Here is a 16451-nt window from a genome sequence, read left to right as displayed (position 1 = left end):
AAAAGGCGGCACGTATCTATCCTGCACAATACGTCATAGGATATGTTATAAACATAGTCATTTTAATTTCATAACACAGGATATTTATACCTATTTCCGTTTTCTATATACAAATCAGACTATTCTCACGACCAAGCCCTGACTACAGACTCTTGAGAATAAAAAAAGCAGGCCCGAAACCGGACCTGCCTATACCTGACAGTAGCAGGATGCAAGCGTGCAGCGGCTTATTTCTTGCCGCCTTTTCCTTTACCCTGATTTCCTTTGCCCTGACCACCTTTTGCTTTTCCGCCATTATGGTGATTGCCATTACCCGGCTTTCCTTTGGGAGCGGCCTGCTTCACAGTAGTATTGTTGTTATTAACGATAATCACAGTGTTGCCTCCCTTCCCCTGCTTGTGCTTGGTATGGCCTGGGTTAGTGGTGCGTGGGTGATGCGGGTTATTTGTATTCTTGGTCCAGCCTTTTTTATAGCCTCTATGTCCGGCTTTGCTGTCTTTGATAATAACTACTTGTCCGGTGTTGCTGTTTTTCTTGCGGGAGGTGGTACAAGATGCCATCGTGGCAACAGACAGTACAACCAGGAGTAAGAGTTTAAGACGTTGCATATTAAGTTTATTTTATAATTGTGAGAGTTAAAACCTATTTGGCAGGTACAAATGTATGTATTCACCTGAATACCTTGTCATGCCTGTGTCTGTATTTAGTGCTATTGTTTTAAAAACTAAACTATCCATAGCTTCCGTCCTATAAAATTAATTTCTTCAGCTTTGGGTACTTCGCCTCAACTAAGCTGAAGCCACCTGCGTACTACTCCAAGTGCCAAACTCCTGGCACTGTAAACTTGAGAAGCCATGCTGAACAGACTATATGGGGTGCTGCTGCTGACCCTACTCATCCTCGCCTTATTCAACTCCTGCGACGATAACAAGGCGCAGGCTGCAGATGCAACTACTGCAACAACAACTGTAGCTGCAGAATCAACAATCTTGCCAAATACTATATAGTAAAACGATATACCTGGGCTATACCTGCGGATATTAAGCATCGCAGCAGATTACCTATACCTCAGAAACAGCGACAGGAGCCTCTTTCGGGGCTCCTGTCGCTGTTTCTGAGTTTCTGAAAATTATCTTGTTCTGATCTTATGCCCGGCCATCGCATAGTACAGGATGAACAGGTAGCAAGGCACCATGATCCAGTAAGCCTGCTGCGAATTGATGATATCGGCGAGGGCACCATATACAAGTGGCAGAATAGCACCACCGGCTATACCCATTACCAGCAGCGAAGAGGCGGCTTTGGTAAAGCGGCCCAGGTCAGCCAATGCCAGTGGCCAGATGGCTGGCCACATAAGGGAGTTTGCCAGACCAAGCAGGGCAATGAAGCCTACTGAAACGTAACCTGAAGTGAAGATAGCTCCCAGCGAGAACGCTATACCTAAGATGGCACAGAACTTCAGCGCATTCTCCTGCTTGATATACTTTGGAATGGCAATGATACCGATGATGTAACCGACTACCATCGCAACCATGGTCGCGCTGGCAAAGTACTGTGCCGTGGTAAGCGCAATGTCATAAGACACGCCGTAGCTGATAATCGAGTCAACGGCAATTACCTCCACACCCACATATAGGAAGAGTGAGAATACGCCCAACAACAGGTGCGGGAAAGCAAACACGCTCTTTTTGCCGGTGTTAGCAGCTGCTACTGTTTCATCTTCCGCATCGGTGTCTATTTCAGGAAGGCTGGAGCGATAGATCCAGTATCCGAGTATCAACAGCACCACTACAATGCCGATATAAGGAGGTATCACCTGCAGCGCCATTTCATTCAAAGCAGCCTCACGAGCGGCGTCTGTCATACCCAGCACCTCTGACTTCAGCTTATCTGCATCTTCCAGGTTCAGGAAAAAGCCCAGGATAATCGGAGCTGCTGCACCAGCCATTTTGTTGCAAATACCCATGATGCTGATGCGCTTGGCAGCACTTTCTGCCGGACCAAGGATCGTAATGTAAGGGTTAGAAGCCGTCTGCAGGATAGCCAGACCACAGCCAATGATGAACAGGCCTGCCAGGAACATCAGGTAAACGCGGGTCATAGCGGCAGGTATGAACAGGGCCGCACCGACCGCCATCACGACCAAAGCCACCGACATGCCATTCTTAAAACCAAACTTCGTCAGCACTCTGGTAGACAGCGGCGCCATGACCAGGTAAGCGATGTAGAAAGCAAAGGTTACGAAGAAAGACTGGAACTTGGTGAGTTCACAGGCAATCTCCAGGTAGGGAATCAGCAGGGAGTTCAGCCAGGTAACGAAGCCGAAGATAAAGAACAGCGCACCGATGATGATGATCGAGCGCATGTACCCACCAGAAGCATTCTCCTGCCCGGTTTTGCTATTTGTGGAAGGGGCTACTTTAGTCATGATAAGTTTAGGTATAGATAAGGTGCAAAACTGTTCCAGGAGATTAAGCCCGGGAATAAGGGTACAATATAAAATTTATCTCGCTTATATCAGGTGTTATAACCTTTAAATTTGAGCTACAGATTACTCCACCACGATCTCGTCCAGCATCAGCCAGGTTTTCTGTCCGGCTGAAGGGTACTTATCAGGGCTCACGCCTACACTTCGGACCTTCACTTTTACAAAGCGGGCACGGGTAAGTGGCAGCGTGGCAGCTACTTCGTGGGTCGTGATGCCCTCTGCACCCAGTGGGTTTGGATCATCGATCGTGTCCACAGTCACATACCTGATACCATCCACTGACAGCGCATACTCTACCTGCACCGGCAGGAAAATACGGTAGCCAATGTTTTGCATGAAGTTCGTGCTTATTCTTTTGATCGGCTGCTCTTTCCCCAGGTCGATGATCGCCTCCACATCTGTGTCCAGGAAGCCAACCCAGTGACCATCGTACTGATCGGTCGAGCCTTTCAAGCCGTCTACCAGTTTTGCTTTCTTAGCGAAATTCTGATGAGCCGGCGTAGTGAGTGTGATGGTCTTGTTAAAGCCTTTGTGCGCCTCAAACGTACGGGTGCTCACCTTGCCCACCAGCTTGCCATTCACAAAAGACCCGGCTTTGATAGTTGAGGTTCTGTTGAGCGGGAACGGTCCTTTGTATACCTGTGATCGGGTGCTTGGCTCCGATCCGTCCAGGGTATAGTGGATGGTCACATCAGCCGCATCCGTATCAAAGGTCACGGTGGCCCGGTTGCTTGTCGAGTCTACCTCCAGTTGCTGGTTCACATTGAAAGCACTGCGAGCGTAATTGACTCCCAACGCATCATAACGCTTGTATTGCTGCGTCATGCGGTTCTGGAAACTTTTCCAGTCTTTCAGTTTGGCAGGTGTCCACAGCACTTCGCTGAGGGCGGCTATGCGCGGAAACACCATGTACTCTAAATGCTCTTCAGTGGAAACATACTCGGTCCACATGTTGGCTTGCGCGCCCAGGATGTACTTTTTCTCCTCGGCAGACAGTTCGCTTGGCGTTGGATCGTAGGCGTATACCTTGGAAAGTGGGTTATACCCGTGTATGGTGGTTGGTTCGAGGTCACGTTCGCCCTGGTAGTAGTCGAAGTAAAGAGGCGTACCCGGCGACATAACGACGTAGTGCTTTTCTTTAGCAGCAGCTATACCTCCTTTGGTACCGCGCCACGACATCACGTAAGCATTCGGTGCCAGGCCACCTTCCAGAATCTCGTCCCAACCGATGATGATGCGGCCGTTCTTGTTAGCGAACTTCTCCATGCGCTGCACAAAATAGCTCTGCAGTTCGTGTTCGTCTTTCAAACCTTCGTCCTTAATGCGCTTCTGGCATTTCGGGCATACTTTCCAGCGGGTTTTTGGTGCCTCGTCGCCCCCTACGTGAATCACTTTACTCGGGAAGAGCTCCATCACTTCCGTGAGCACATCTTCCAGGAACGCAAACGTCTGCTCGTTACCGGCACAGAAAATATCAGGAAAAATACCCCACTTCGACTCTACTTTGTGCGGACCGCCCGTGCACGAAAGCTCCGGATAAGCAGCCAGCGCCGCCAGTGCGTGACCAGGCATCTCGATCTCCGGCACTACGTTGATAAAGCGGTCCTGTGCATATTTCACCACTTCTTTGATCTGCTCCTGGGTATAATAGCCACCGTGACGGCGCTTGCGGTAAGTCTGCGGCAGGTCCCAGTAGTGCCCGATCAGGGTGCTGTCGCGCCAGGCGCCAACTTCGGTTAGTTTCGGGTGTTTTTTGATCTCGATGCGCCAGCCCTGGTCGTCCGTCAGGTGCCAGTGGAAGCTATTTAGCTTGTGCATGGCCAGGTAGTCGATGTACTGCTTCACGAACTCCACCGGGAAGAAATGGCGGGTTACGTCCAGGTGCATGCCGCGCCAGGTATAGCGGGGCTTGTCCACGATCTGGAGCGCAGGTATAAGCGCCGACTTAGATGTTTTCTGAGCTGGCAGCAGCTGACGCACAGTCTGCATACCCAGAAAAGCGCCGTGTGCTTCCTTTGCAGCCAGTGTTATGCGGCCTTGGGTAACGCTCAAGGTATAACCCTCCGCACCCAGCGTGTCGTTATCTGTCTTCAGCGTCAGATGAATCAGGTTCGTCTCTTTTTTCTTTGGCTTCTTTTGGATTACCTCGGGCCTATGTCCGATCGCGTCCTCGATGTGCTGCGCCAAAAACTCGCCTACACGCAGCAGATCGTCATTTTTGGGGTCCACATACACCTTGGTGGAGGGCTGCACCAGGAAGCCTCCTTTCTGGGTGGTCAGCTTCACGGGCTGCGGTATCAGCGAGAGCGACTCGGGTTTTACCTGCGCCTTTGAAAGCGTAGCTATACCTGCCGTAAAGAAAATCGAAAGCAAAAGGGTGAGAATGTTTTTTCTGAAAGTCATGTCAGAAACGGGTGTTATGGTTGGGTTGGTTAATGGCGATGTAATAGCTGTTTGTATGTTACTGAGACTCGGCTCCAACTTTCATTTAGTGATAAAAAGCCGTCTCCAACAAAGATAGGCTCTATACCAATGTTAAAAAGCGCCAGCCCAGCTCTATACTCTAAAAATGCGCGACTGCGTGATAAGACTTTAACTTCAAGAATTCAAGCCTATGCCACTTGCCAACAAGATCCTTACAGGATGGCAAAATTAGAATGAAATGGCCCTTTTTAACAATAGAATTAGAAGCATTTGCCCTCAGCCGAAAAAAAAACAGCTAAAACAAAGCTAAGCAATTTGCTTCGTTTTAGCTGTCATTGATCAAACTAGAATTTCCATTTCACGAAAGCTTCCATGGCTTCGTAGTTGGCAAGGCCGAGGTCGTCGTAGCTCTTGGCGGTTTCGCGGTTGCGCTCTTCGGCACGTACCCAGAACTCGCGGGCGTCATCACCCGGGAACACCGGACGGTCTTTCTGAGACTGGTGCTTAAAGATGGCATTGCGCTTGCGTTCCACTTCCTGCGGCGACAGCGGCACAGCCATCTCGATCTCGTGAGTGGCGAACTCATGCCAGGCGCCGCGGTACATCCACAGCCAGCAATCTTTAGCCCAATCCTCTGTCTCACGAAGGCGAGAGAGGGCCGCCAGCACGATATTGAAGCACACAATGTGCGTACCGTGCGGGTCAGCAAAGTCGCCGGCGGCAAACACCTGGTGCGGCTTCACCTGCTGCAGCAGTTCCATCGTCAGTTCCACGTCAATATCAGTCACCGGCTTCTTCACGGTCTTGCCTGTTTCATAGAAAGGCAGCGCCATGAAGTGGATGTGATCATCATCCAGACCGGCATAACGGGCACCGGCAATAGCCTCGCTTTTGCGAATAAAGCCCTTCACGTCACGAATTTCCTGTGTATCGAGCTGATTTGGCTGCTTGTTATCAATAAAGCCGCGCATGTCTTCGTAAATATTTTCCAGGTGATCCGTTTCCTGGCCGATGCTTTTGTTGAAGTCGATGGCAAACTCCATGTAGCGGAGCACATCGTCGTCCCACACGGCTGTGTTGCCGGAAGTCTGATACGCCACATGCACGTCGTGCCCCTGGTCTACCAGACGGATGAACGTACCACCCATGGAGATTACATCATCATCCGGATGTGGCGAGAAAATCACGACACGCTTGCGGGCAGGCTCGGCACGCTCCGGACGACGCTTGTCATCGGCATTTGGTTTACCACCTGGCCAGCCGGTGATGGTGCTTTGCAGTTTATTGAAAATATCGATGTTAATCTCGTAGGCAGTACCTTTTTCAGTGATCAGCTGCGCCATACCGTGGTTGTTGTAATCCTCCTCGGTCAGCTTCAGGATCGGCTTCTTCACCGTCTGTGACAGCCAGATCACCGCTTTTTTGATCAGGGCATCATCCCATACGCAATCTTTTACCAGCCATGGCGTGTTGAAGCGAGTCAGATCCGAAGCGGCGTCCATATCCAGCACAAACTCCACATTGTCAGACAGCTGCAGATAGGTAGCCGGCACGTCGCTTGACATCTCGCCTTCCACGGCTTTCTTGATGATCGGCGCTTTCTTTCCGCTCCAGGCCATCAGGATGATCTCCCGGGCTTTGAAGATGGTACCGATACCCATGGTGATGGCTTTGCGCGGCACATTCTCTTTACCACCAAAGTCACGGGAGGCATCGCGACGGGTCAGGTCGTCGAGCGTCACCAGACGTGTGCCTGAGTTTGGCGCAGAGCCCGGTTCGTTGAAACCGATGTGACCTGTACGGCCTATCCCCAGCAACTGCAGGTCCAGTCCGCCTACGGCTTCGATCTTGCGCTCGTACTCCAGGCAGTAGTCATGAATTCTTTCCTGCGGCAGGGTGCCATCCGGTATGTGTACGTTGTTTTTGTTGATGTCAATGTGGTCGAACAGATTCTCGTTCATGAACGTCACGTAGCTCTGCACCGCAGTCGGCTGCATCGGGTAGTACTCGTCCAGATTGAAGGTGATCACATTGCGGAAGCTCAGGCCTTCTTCGCGGTGCAGGCGCACCAGCTCGGCGTATACCTTCACCGGCGTGGCACCAGTGGCCAGACCGAGCACAGCCTTCTCGTTGCGTCCCTGCTTGTATCGGATCAACTCCGCAATGCGCTGCGCCACTTTTACGGAAGCGACATATTCATCGGAGTAAACAGTAACCGGAAGCTTTTCAAATCGGGTTTCTTCCAGAAGATTTAATCGTGCCATTTTATTTGTGCTATAATGTGATGTTGTGTTTCGTTGTTCTGTTATTTCGTTGATTCAATGCGGTGCTCAAAAATGCGCTCCATTACCGTGGCCACCGGCCCTAGTATACCTGCCTTCTGCCCCAGTTTGGAGAGTGCTATTTCAGTGCGTTCGCGCAGCTGCGTCATGCAGTACGTGTTGATCGATTGCTGTATCGGGGTGGTGAGATACTGCCTGGCTTCGGCCATTTTGCCGCCGATGATGATCAGCTCCGGGTTAAACAGCTGGATCAGCATGGCGATGCCTTTGCCCAGGTTGCGGCCTGTTTCGGCCAATATGTTGATGGCGTACTGGTCCCCTTCGTGTGCAGCCTGTATGATGGCCTGCGGTTCAATCTTCTCCGGCTCGTGGTCAGACAGCGCTTTAAGCAAAGTATCCTGTCCTGCCTGAAGCCCTTCGCGAGCCATACGTGCCAGTGCACTTCCTGAAGCCACCGTCTCCAGACAGCCCCGCTTGCCGCAGTGGCACAGCACGCCGTTGTCGATAAAAGGAATGTGCCCGAACTCGCCCGCAAAACCGGAGGTGCCCACACGCAGCTTCCCGTCCATGATGATGCCCAGACCGATGCCCCAGTCCAGTGTGAGCACCAGCACGTCGCGTTTGCTCTGCGCAGCCCCAAAGCGGTATTCTGCCAAGGTGATGCTTTTCACGTCATTTTGGATGTAGACTGGCTTGCTGAACTTCAGCGCCAGCAGATCCTGCAGCGGTGTTTCGTTCTGCCCCGTGAGCAAATAGGTATAGCTGTCGCCTTCGCGTGATGACACAAGGCCCGGCATGCTTAGGCCAATGCCCATCAGTTTGTCAGTATCTATACCTGCCGAAAGCACCAGGCTGTTGGCATGCTGGTACAACTCCTCAATAGCGCTGAGATCTTTTGAGAGATTTAGTGGAAAGGTATGGACACCGGTGATGTTGTTATTGTTCCCATCAAAAATGGCCATGCGGGTACTGAACTTTTCCATTTCAATGCTCAGCACGAAAAGAGAATTATTGCGCAGCCCATACAGCTCAGGCTTTCGCCCTCCTACTGATTCGCCACGCCCCTGCTTCTCCACCAGCCCTTCAGCCATCAATTCATTTAGCAAAGCCATGGAGGTTGGCGAACTGATATTGAAGCGGTTACAGATATCGGCGTTAGAGCGAGCGCCCTTTACATACAAGTGCCGCACGATCCTGATCTTCTGCAGATGCTTCTTCCGCTCCACGTGGTTCAGCTTCTCCAGATATCCTTCTTCCAGTGCCAGGAATGCGCTCATGCTATCAGTTTTGGTGTTATACTATAAAGTACGAGGATTAAGAGATTATATCCAAAAACTTTTGTTAAATTTTTATTAAAGTATAGATAAATTAAATAAAAAATAATGTAACAACCTGCGTCCAGACAAATTTTTAATAAAACTTAATCTGTTACCGAGGGTTAAATACTTCTCTTACCTAGGTTGAATTCATATTGAAGTAGTCGGCGAGGTTACCCTAGGCGATGTCGCGTACTTGTCCCACCTAGGTTGAATCCCTATCCTGAGCCAGGTCCACTCCATCAACAGTCATAAGTTTTGCTACATCAATAAATCACACCACAAAAAAAGGCAGTAGCTTTCGCCACTGCCTTTCTATAGGTTCCTTGCTATACCTTATTCATACAGCGGCTTCTGACGCAAATCTACCAGCGTTGCTTCCGGTGATATACGCTTGGCACGCAGGAAGCGGGCCAGTTCAGAAGCATCATGGTTTTCAGCTGACGGATTCATACTGTTGATACGCACACGTCCGGCGGAGTGAATGAATTCCTGATTACCGCCAATCCACATACCTACGTGCACCACACGCTCCGGCTTACCGTCTTTGGCAGGCACGCCAAAAAACAACAGGTCACCCGGACGCAATTCGTCCCAACCCTTGTCAGTCGGCACCAACTCGCCAATGTGCACCTGCTGCGAAGCATCACGCGGCAGCACCAGGCCGTTCATAAAGAAGATGGTTTTGGTAAAGCCGCTGCAGTCCATTCCTTTCACGGAAGTGCCGCCCCACAGGTATGGCATACCCAGCATCTCTTTGCTGGAAGCCACCAGGTTCTCCTCAGTCGGTTTACGGGTGGCTACCCACTCCTTGAAGTCCATGGCTTCGGCAGCAGACACAAATCCGGTTCGGCCATCCGGGAAAGCCACTTCATAAAAATCTTTCGTTTTGTTCTTCAACACCATCACGTCACCATACACCATATCCGACACAATCGTAGCGTTCTTGTCTCCCGTGGCGTGCGCAAAACCATAGGTTTTGGTGTAAATCAGCTTTTTGCCCTGCTGCCAGTTGTTGAAGGCTGTCTGGTCCATCAGGGCTACGCCACCGTAATCTACCCAAGCCAGGTACTGGTCAGGCGTCTGCACCAGGTACCAGCCGTTTTGCTTCTTCCATACCTTAAGCGGGGTGCCCATGGTTGCCTGTGTAGCCAGTTCGGCTGAGTGCTTTGGCTGTGAGCGCAGGTTGGCAACCGAGATCGTTACGATGGCCTGGTGCTTCCCTTCCAGTTCTGCTTCCGGCAGCACCTGTATACTGTCTACAAACGAAACATTGGCCGCCTGCAGACGCTTGAGCAGATCCGCTTTGGCTTCCGGCATGTTCGTTTCGCCACGTAGCACGTTGCCATTAGGTTCCACATCAAACAGGGCCACACGCTTATCAGGGGCGAACTGCTGACGCACTGCATCAATGTGCACCTTGACAGGAGAAACAGCGGTAGCAGCGCTTGCGGTAGTTGCATTTTCAGATGTAGCGGTTTGTGTGCCCGCACAGGCCGAAAGCACCAGTGGGAGCAACAATGCAAAAAGACTCTTTCTAATCATAGTATAGGTTTTAAAACGTGGGCAGGCGCCAAAGCCTGACAACAGCATTACATACTGAACATTAATACATTAACAATAATTCGCTACTCTGCTACGAGCTGCATGAGTATACCTGAGATATAAGCTCCATAGGTACCCACGGCATAACCCAGAATAGACAATAGCACGCCAACAGGAGCCAGTGCCGGATGGAAGGCCGCCGCCACAATCGGAGCCGAAGCCGCACCTCCCACATTCGCCTGACTACCCACAGCCAGGAAGAAGAACGGTGCCTTGATGAGTTTGCCCACGATAAAGAGCAGCAGCATGTGCATCGAAATCCAGATAAGACCCACCAGGAACAGACCCGGCTGACTCACGATGGCCGTCACATCCATCTGCATGCCGATAGTCGCCACCAGGATGTAAAGGAATATACTGGCAACACGCGAAGCACCCGCGCCTTCCAGGTTACGGGCTTTGGTAGTTGAAAGCAGCATACCAAAAGTGGTAGCCAGCACCACCAACCAGAAAAAACCGGAGGTGAGACTGAAACGAGCCAACTCTGGTGCATTCGCCTCAATCCAGGGAGCGATAATATCCGCAAAGAAGTGCGCGAGCCCTGTCAAACCGAAGCCTATACCTGCTATCAGCATCAGATCAGGCATAGTGGGCACCCGCATGATACTCTTGCGGTATTGCTCAATCTTATTTTTCAGGTTAGTTACAGCCGAACTGTCGGCCTTAAAGAAAGCGTCTATCTTTTCTGATCTCCCTGATCCGTACAATAATACTGCCATCCAGATATTAGCCACGATCACATCCACCGCAATTACGGCAGAGAACAGGTTCGGACTAGGCTGGAAGATCTCGTACATCGCCAACTGGTTGGCACCGCCGCCGATCCAGCTGCCTGCAATGGTGGTCAGTCCACGCCAGACAGCATCAGGACCCGCTCCTCCCACCACATCGGGTGCAAAAGTAGAGACGATCAGGATTGCCAGCGGACCACCAATCACAATACCGACCGTACCGGTAATGAACATAAGTCCCGCTTTATGGCGCAGTTTCCAGATCTCTTTCAGGTCGAGGCTGATAGTGAAGAGCACCAAGCTCGCTGGCAACAGGTAACGCGACGCCATCCCGTACAGTGCTGAGGTTTCACCTGAGATAATGTTCAGAGAGTTCAGCAAACTCGGAATGAGGTAACACAGCAAGAGCGAAGGCACTACCGAGTAGAATTTCCTGAAGACGGTGCGTTCGCTGGATGATGTCTTGAATATGATCGCTAATATGACGACGAGAATGCCCAGCACGACGGCATCGTTGGTGATAAGAGGTGCTGCAGCGGTAGTTTCTTCCATGCAATGTTTGATTTCCCTTTACAAAAGGAATTAGATTAAAATATTGATAAGCTTAGTGCTTTAGCCATTTGCCTGCTGCTCCACAGAGTAGCGATTGATCAACTCTGCCAGCCGCAACACATCACCCTCTCGGTGCGAACTGCTCAGGATGACCCTAGTGATCGGGTCATCGGCCGGTGTCGGATACCGGAAACTGGAGATAATCACCCCATGCTCCTGCAGGTACGCCGCTAAGCGATGGTCATGCACCCCGAACACCGGGTATTTTTCAAAGTAACTGAATTGATTCGGTCGCTCCAAATGCTGCAGGAAAAGGGCAATGTTTGAAAACAGCTTTTGACGTGCTGCTTTGAACAAAGACTCGCACTGCAGAAAGGCATACAGGTAGGCAGGTATAGCCGGTGACGCTCCGCCGAAATAGTGGCTGTGCCGCAGCTTGTCCACCAGCTCCTTGTCACCCAACACGACTCCGGCAGGTATACCCAAAGCTTTGCCCATCGAACTCGCCACCACCAGTTGCACATTAGCCTGCAGACGGGCTTTCAGCTGCGCGAATACGCCGGCACCATCTTCTCCCGTTACCCCGAAACCATGCGAATCATCCACGATCAGTGTGATTTGCTTGTCAATCGGCAAAGCAGACAGCCAACTGAAGCCGTGGTTGCGGGCTTTGAGCGGGTCGAGGGAGTTACAGACTAATATGATGTGCTCTTCCTTCGAATCCTTTACCTGCCGCAACATAGGGCCCACCCAGGCGTCATAGTCGCCGATGACTTCGTCAGTAGTGCTGCGCCAAAGGGCCGGGTGTGTGTTGGGAGCATAGATAAAATGGCCACTCCCTTGCAAAGCCTGCACCAGCGCCTGCCCGGCAAGATAGCCTGACGACATGGTGAAAGCTGCTTCGGCTCCCGCATACCTGGCCAGATATTCTTCTACCTCCCCGAACACCCGCAGTTGCAGGTTGGAGTTGCGGGAGCTGGAGTAATTGGTGCCATAGCGGGCCATCCCCTCCAGCACACAGTTCCTAAAAGCCTCGTTGACAGGTATACCAAGGTAGGAGGTCCCGCTAAAAAACAGGAACTCCTCACCGTCTACCACCAGGGTGCGGCCCGGCAGCTGGTCTGTGTATACCTTGTTGGCCATTATGCTATAAGAGCGGCGCCCGTGCCGTTCACATTTTCGCTATAGCTCACCTTGCCTTGCTCGATGGTCACACCAGTGGCAATGTCCTTGCTCAGCAGCAGGGCTCCGTCCATGTCCACATAGTCAAGCATCGGGAGCAGCTGCGCAATGGCCGATATACCTACGCTGGACTCAGTCATGCAGCCTACCATCACTTTCATGCCCAGGCTCTTGGCCTCGGCAATCATACGACGTGCAGGCGTCAGGCCGCCGCATTTGGTAAGCTTGATGTTCACGCCATGGAACAAACCGTGGCACTTGGCTACGTCAGACTCGGTAATGCAGCTTTCGTCGGCGATCAGGGGTAGTTCAGAGCGCTCGTATACCTGCTTCATTCCTTCCAGATCGTCGGCTTTCATGGGCTGCTCGATGAACTGCACGCCGAGTTCCTTCAGTTGCTTTGAGTTCTCGATCGTCTCTTCCACACCCCAGGCACAGTTAGCATCTACACGAAAAATGGCGTCGGTATGCTTGCGCAGTTCCTTGATGATGGCCACGTCCTCTTTTGTACCCAGCTTGATCTTATAAAGCGGCCACGGCATTTCCTGCAGCTTTTTCACCATGTTATCCACCGAATCGATGCCGATGGTGTAGTTGGTGAGCGGCATGTTCTTCGCCTCCAGCCCCCAGATTTTATAGAGCGGCTGCCCTTTCATTTTGCCGAACAAGTCATTGGCAGCCAGGTCCAGTGCGCAGAGAGCAAAAGGGTTGTCAGCCAGATGTGGCTGCATCTGCGCCCAGAATTCTTCCGGTGAAGTCAGCTCGGTCGATTCAATTTGCTCACGGATATTCTCCAGCGCTGCGGTCATGCTCTCAATGGTGAAGCCATAGTATGGATTGCTGGTCGCCTCGCCATAGCCTTTGTGCTCACCGTGCTGCAGCTCCACGATCATGGTTGGCTGCACATCGCGTGAGTCGTAGGAAATGGTGAAGGTATGCCGTAGCGGCAGATCAAAAGAGCGTATCGTTAGTTTCAACATAGTATTGGTTTGTTTATGTGGTCAGGTATGGGTTGTTTGTTGTTGATTGCTTGTTATTGATTGTCACTTTTAAGCCCTTGCTCGTATCCCGCAGGTGGAAGCTATCGAGCGGACTCTGGCCCCTTTTTTCTGTGCCTGGTGGCACAAGTGGCGGGACGCCACTGAATAGCGTACACTCGCGGGATGCGAGCGAGGGCTATTAATTAATACTTTTCATGCACCTCCGTCATAATACGCTCCATGGCGCTTCTTATTTCTGAGGTGATGTTTTAAAGTTGTTGTTCATAAAGCTGTACATCAACAGTTTGCCGCTCTTCGTAATGATATAGCCGCTTTGGTTGTGTACGTGAGAGAGCGTACCGGATTTGCCGAACACGAAAGGCACATCCGCTTTGTAGATGTTCCGGAAAGTACCGGGTCTGCCTCCGACCGCCAGCATGGGGAGCAACTTTTCTCTTGGGCGCTCGGCATGCAGCTTCTGCAACAGCGCAATAATGCTGCGTGGCGTAAACATGTTCATGGAAGACAGGCCTGAGCCATCAATCCATACCGGCGCATCCTGCAAATCGGACAAGTAAGTTTTCACGGCATACCGGATAGCCCGTTCTACTGACAGGGTATCCGAAAAAGTCCCGGAACTCAGTATCATCAATTGCTCGGCCATTAGATTGTCGCTCACCTGCAGCATACGTTTGAACACGGTATCGGCAGGCAGGCCGTAGAGAATTTGTCCCCCCGCAGGTATAGATCGCTTCACCAGTTTCACAGGGCGTTTCAGGGTGTCAGCCAGTAGCTGCACCGTCAGCTCAGGCGAAGTAATGAAAGGCACTTCCTGCGAGAAAGCGATTGCAGCACGCTTTGGGTTGTAGGCAATGTCGTTGCTGCGCCATGCCCTGCGGAAGGTGTCGCGGTGGGCATTCCTGGAAGTATCGGGCTTTACTTGCTCCTTAAAAAAAGCTGGTGTAACGGTATAGGCTGAGGTGCTGTCCTTTTTAAACTTTATGATGTTACCGTGAATCGGGAAAGGGCTGCGCTCCGGTTGGTAATAGTAGTTGTAATCGTCCCAGCCCCAGTTAGTAGCATAAGGCGTGCTGGTCATGGGCGCCTCGATGTAGTAGAGTTTCTCTTTGCGGTTCTTCAGGAAATCGTAGGCGATGTTGTTCTGGAGGTCCATGTGCGTGAAGGTCGGGTCACCGGTACCCCAGAAAATCAGTGAGTCGCCTTTGACCACATACTTGAGCGCAGGTATAGAGTCGCCTAGCATTTTGGAAGCCGCATAAAAGGTAAACAGTTTTGTATTGGAAGCCGGCACGAAGTACTTGTCGGCATTGTGCTCCACCACCGCCTTGCCCAGTTCCGGGTCATACAACACAAAGCCCACAAAGCTCTGTTGCAATGCCACCACTCCCATTACCTGCCGCTGTATCTCCGCCGGTCCGTAAGGCGCAGGCATTTCCGCTACGGGTTTCGCAACGCTACAGCCAAGCAGAAAGAGCAAGCTGAGACAAGGTATAAGGCGCAGGGTATAGCGGGTGAGTAATGGTCTGGTCATAGGGTGGGTGTGGTTTGATTATCCCAATTTACAAATACTTCTGATACAGGTTATACAGAATCAGTTTCTCATCCTCTGTCAAGGGAGCATTTACATCCGTCTGGATAAAGTGAATTTTGAAAGCACGTACAGCAGCCTCCGGATTACGCACATCATAACCGATGATACGCAAGGCGTCGAGTGGGTTAAAGTGCTCCGGCAATACATATTTGGGCACCGTCTCCATCACCAGCAATGGACTTTGATCGCCTTCACCACCTACAGGCACTTCGCGCAACACCTGTTCTTTTTCCAGCACGTCCTCATCAAACCATAAACCAAATCCATTATCAGCAAGCGTCTTCCACGGGAAAAGCGGACTTGGGTCTACCTTACGTACCGGAGCGATGTCGGCGTGACCGATGAAGTTTTCCGCAGGTATACCGTGCTCTTTTTTGAGCTTACCCAGCACGGCGATCAAACTATTAATCATTTCCTCCGGGAACGGTTCAGAGCCGTTGTTATCAAGCTCTATACCTATCGAAGATGAGTTGAGATCGGTGTTGCTTCCCCACTTGCTGTTGCCGCCATGCCAGGCGCGCATGTGGTCGTGCAACATCTGGTATACCTTGCCGTCGCGTCCGATCACATAATGAGAACTCACCTTCGTGGAGGGCATTGTGAAAGTTTTTAGGGTATGCTCCGTGGAGTTCTGCGCCGTATGGTGGATGATCACGAAATTCGGCTTGCGCAGGTTAAAGTTCGTCGTGCCTACCCAGTAGTCTCCCTGTGGATAGGTGTGCTCGCCGTTCGGTGCCGCAGGTGTAGATCGCAGCGACTTGGCGTACGCTTTGGCCTGCTTTTTATAAGATTTGTTGGTTGTGGCATAAGGGTTTGTGGCACAGCCTGCCAGTAGGCTGGTGCACAGCAGTAGGCCGAATGCCTGAGTGAAAATTCTTTTCATTTTTACTTATTCAGTAAAGTTGTTTATTCGATTTGGCTATACCTGTAAGTTAATGGGAATAGCTTATCTATACTTATTTGTACTTCAAGTTTAGCGTCAGCGCAAATGTGGTGACGCATGGGGCCGGTTTTTAACTGGCGTAGCGGCAGCTGTCGTAGGTATAGCAACCAGCGTTGTTCTATAGCTTCGCCTATGCGGCGGGCATGGTATGCCCTGGCCAGGCGGGCCTTACTTTTTTCCTTGATGAAAAAATCGAGGGCCCCTACCCCCAGTAAGCAAAAAAATCAAGACGCTCCAAATAGAGGGCCCCTACCCCCACTCGCTGAACGCTCAAACAGTGGAGCGCCGAAAAGCGCACTTGGCACTGTGGTCCGTTTCATGGCCAGCGTGCGAGTT

The 16451-nt window shown here is 51.3% G+C and carries 12 protein-coding genes; 1 reads left to right on the top strand and 11 read right to left on the bottom strand.

Annotation, left to right across the window (positions count from 1 at the left end):
* Positions 1–227 precede the first annotated feature (227 nt).
* Positions 228–608 (bottom strand): hypothetical protein, encoded by a 381-nt coding sequence (locus tag I0P70_RS10335; protein ID WP_196117402.1) that lies wholly within the window; start codon positions 606–608, stop codon positions 228–230.
* Positions 609–854: 246 nt separating this feature from the next.
* Between I0P70_RS10335 and I0P70_RS10330 the strand changes: the two genes are divergently transcribed.
* Positions 855–1007 carry a hypothetical protein gene (locus I0P70_RS10330; protein ID WP_196117400.1) on the top strand — a complete coding sequence of 51 codons (153 nt, stop codon included), beginning with the start codon at positions 855–857 and terminating at the stop codon, positions 1005–1007.
* Positions 1008–1129: 122 nt separating this feature from the next.
* Here the strand turns inward: I0P70_RS10330 and I0P70_RS10325 are convergent, their stop codons facing one another.
* The 10 genes from I0P70_RS10325 to I0P70_RS10280 form a co-directional block, all read right to left on the bottom strand.
* Positions 1130–2428: a sugar MFS transporter gene (locus I0P70_RS10325; RefSeq protein WP_196117397.1), complete on the bottom strand. Its 1299-nt coding sequence runs from the start codon at positions 2426–2428 to the stop codon at positions 1130–1132.
* 123 nt (positions 2429–2551) lie between these two features.
* On the bottom strand, positions 2552–4891 hold the full coding sequence (locus tag I0P70_RS10320) for a glycoside hydrolase family 20 protein (RefSeq protein ID WP_196117395.1): 2340 nt from the start codon (positions 4889–4891) through the stop codon (positions 2552–2554).
* Between the two features lie 365 nt (positions 4892–5256).
* Positions 5257–7230 (bottom strand): glucosamine-6-phosphate deaminase, encoded by a 1974-nt coding sequence (gene nagB, locus I0P70_RS10315; protein ID WP_370583197.1) that lies wholly within the window; start codon positions 7228–7230, stop codon positions 5257–5259.
* A complete protein-coding gene (locus tag I0P70_RS10310; RefSeq protein WP_196117391.1) occupies positions 7218–8471 on the bottom strand; it encodes an ROK family transcriptional regulator in 1254 nt (417 codons plus the stop codon). The genes nagB and I0P70_RS10310 overlap by 13 nt, the downstream gene beginning before the upstream one ends.
* A gap of 375 nt (positions 8472–8846) precedes the next feature.
* A complete protein-coding gene (locus I0P70_RS10305; RefSeq protein ID WP_196117389.1) occupies positions 8847–10055 on the bottom strand; it encodes a C40 family peptidase in 1209 nt (402 codons plus the stop codon).
* 83 nt (positions 10056–10138) lie between these two features.
* The gene (locus tag I0P70_RS10300) at positions 10139–11398 is read right to left on the bottom strand and encodes a DUF819 domain-containing protein (protein WP_196117387.1); all 1260 of its coding nucleotides are present in this window, start codon (positions 11396–11398) and stop codon (positions 10139–10141) included.
* 60 nt (positions 11399–11458) lie between these two features.
* On the bottom strand, positions 11459–12541 hold the full coding sequence (locus I0P70_RS10295; protein ID WP_196117384.1) for an aminotransferase class I/II-fold pyridoxal phosphate-dependent enzyme: 1083 nt from the start codon (positions 12539–12541) through the stop codon (positions 11459–11461).
* Entirely contained in the window at positions 12541–13560 is a 1020-nt protein-coding gene (locus I0P70_RS10290; protein WP_196117382.1) for a dipeptide epimerase, read from the bottom strand. The genes I0P70_RS10295 and I0P70_RS10290 overlap by 1 nt, the downstream gene beginning before the upstream one ends.
* A gap of 250 nt (positions 13561–13810) precedes the next feature.
* The gene (locus I0P70_RS10285) at positions 13811–15112 is read right to left on the bottom strand and encodes a D-alanyl-D-alanine carboxypeptidase (RefSeq protein WP_230392116.1); all 1302 of its coding nucleotides are present in this window, start codon (positions 15110–15112) and stop codon (positions 13811–13813) included.
* A gap of 28 nt (positions 15113–15140) precedes the next feature.
* Positions 15141–16055: an N-acetylmuramoyl-L-alanine amidase gene (locus tag I0P70_RS10280; RefSeq protein ID WP_196117380.1), complete on the bottom strand. Its 915-nt coding sequence runs from the start codon at positions 16053–16055 to the stop codon at positions 15141–15143.
* Between the last annotated feature and the right edge of the window lie 396 nt (positions 16056–16451).

This window comes from Pontibacter sp. FD36 (assembly GCF_015686655.1).
Lineage (GTDB): Bacteria > Bacteroidota > Bacteroidia > Cytophagales > Hymenobacteraceae > Pontibacter.
This window is presented reverse-complemented; position numbering and strand designations above follow the sequence as displayed.

Excerpts from the sequence above, each read along its gene's own strand:
- I0P70_RS10290 (WP_196117382.1), bottom strand. The coding sequence starts at position 13,560 with ATGTTGAAACTAACGATACGCTCTTTTGATCTGCCGCTACGGCATACC.
- I0P70_RS10330 (WP_196117400.1), top strand. The coding sequence starts at position 855 with ATGCTGAACAGACTATATGGGGTGCTGCTGCTGACCCTACTCATCCTC.
- I0P70_RS10285 (WP_230392116.1), bottom strand. The coding sequence starts at position 15,112 with ATGACCAGACCATTACTCACCCGCTATACCCTGCGCCTTATACCTTGT.
- I0P70_RS10305 (WP_196117389.1), bottom strand. The coding sequence starts at position 10,055 with ATGATTAGAAAGAGTCTTTTTGCATTGTTGCTCCCACTGGTGCTTTCG.
- I0P70_RS10335 (WP_196117402.1), bottom strand. The coding sequence starts at position 608 with ATGCAACGTCTTAAACTCTTACTCCTGGTTGTACTGTCTGTTGCCACG.
- I0P70_RS10300 (WP_196117387.1), bottom strand. The coding sequence starts at position 11,398 with ATGGAAGAAACTACCGCTGCAGCACCTCTTATCACCAACGATGCCGTC.
- I0P70_RS10320 (WP_196117395.1), bottom strand. The coding sequence starts at position 4,891 with ATGACTTTCAGAAAAAACATTCTCACCCTTTTGCTTTCGATTTTCTTT.
- I0P70_RS10295 (WP_196117384.1), bottom strand. The coding sequence starts at position 12,541 with ATGGCCAACAAGGTATACACAGACCAGCTGCCGGGCCGCACCCTGGTG.
- I0P70_RS10280 (WP_196117380.1), bottom strand. The coding sequence starts at position 16,055 with ATGAAAAGAATTTTCACTCAGGCATTCGGCCTACTGCTGTGCACCAGC.
- I0P70_RS10310 (WP_196117391.1), bottom strand. The coding sequence starts at position 8,471 with ATGAGCGCATTCCTGGCACTGGAAGAAGGATATCTGGAGAAGCTGAAC.
- I0P70_RS10325 (WP_196117397.1), bottom strand. The coding sequence starts at position 2,428 with ATGACTAAAGTAGCCCCTTCCACAAATAGCAAAACCGGGCAGGAGAAT.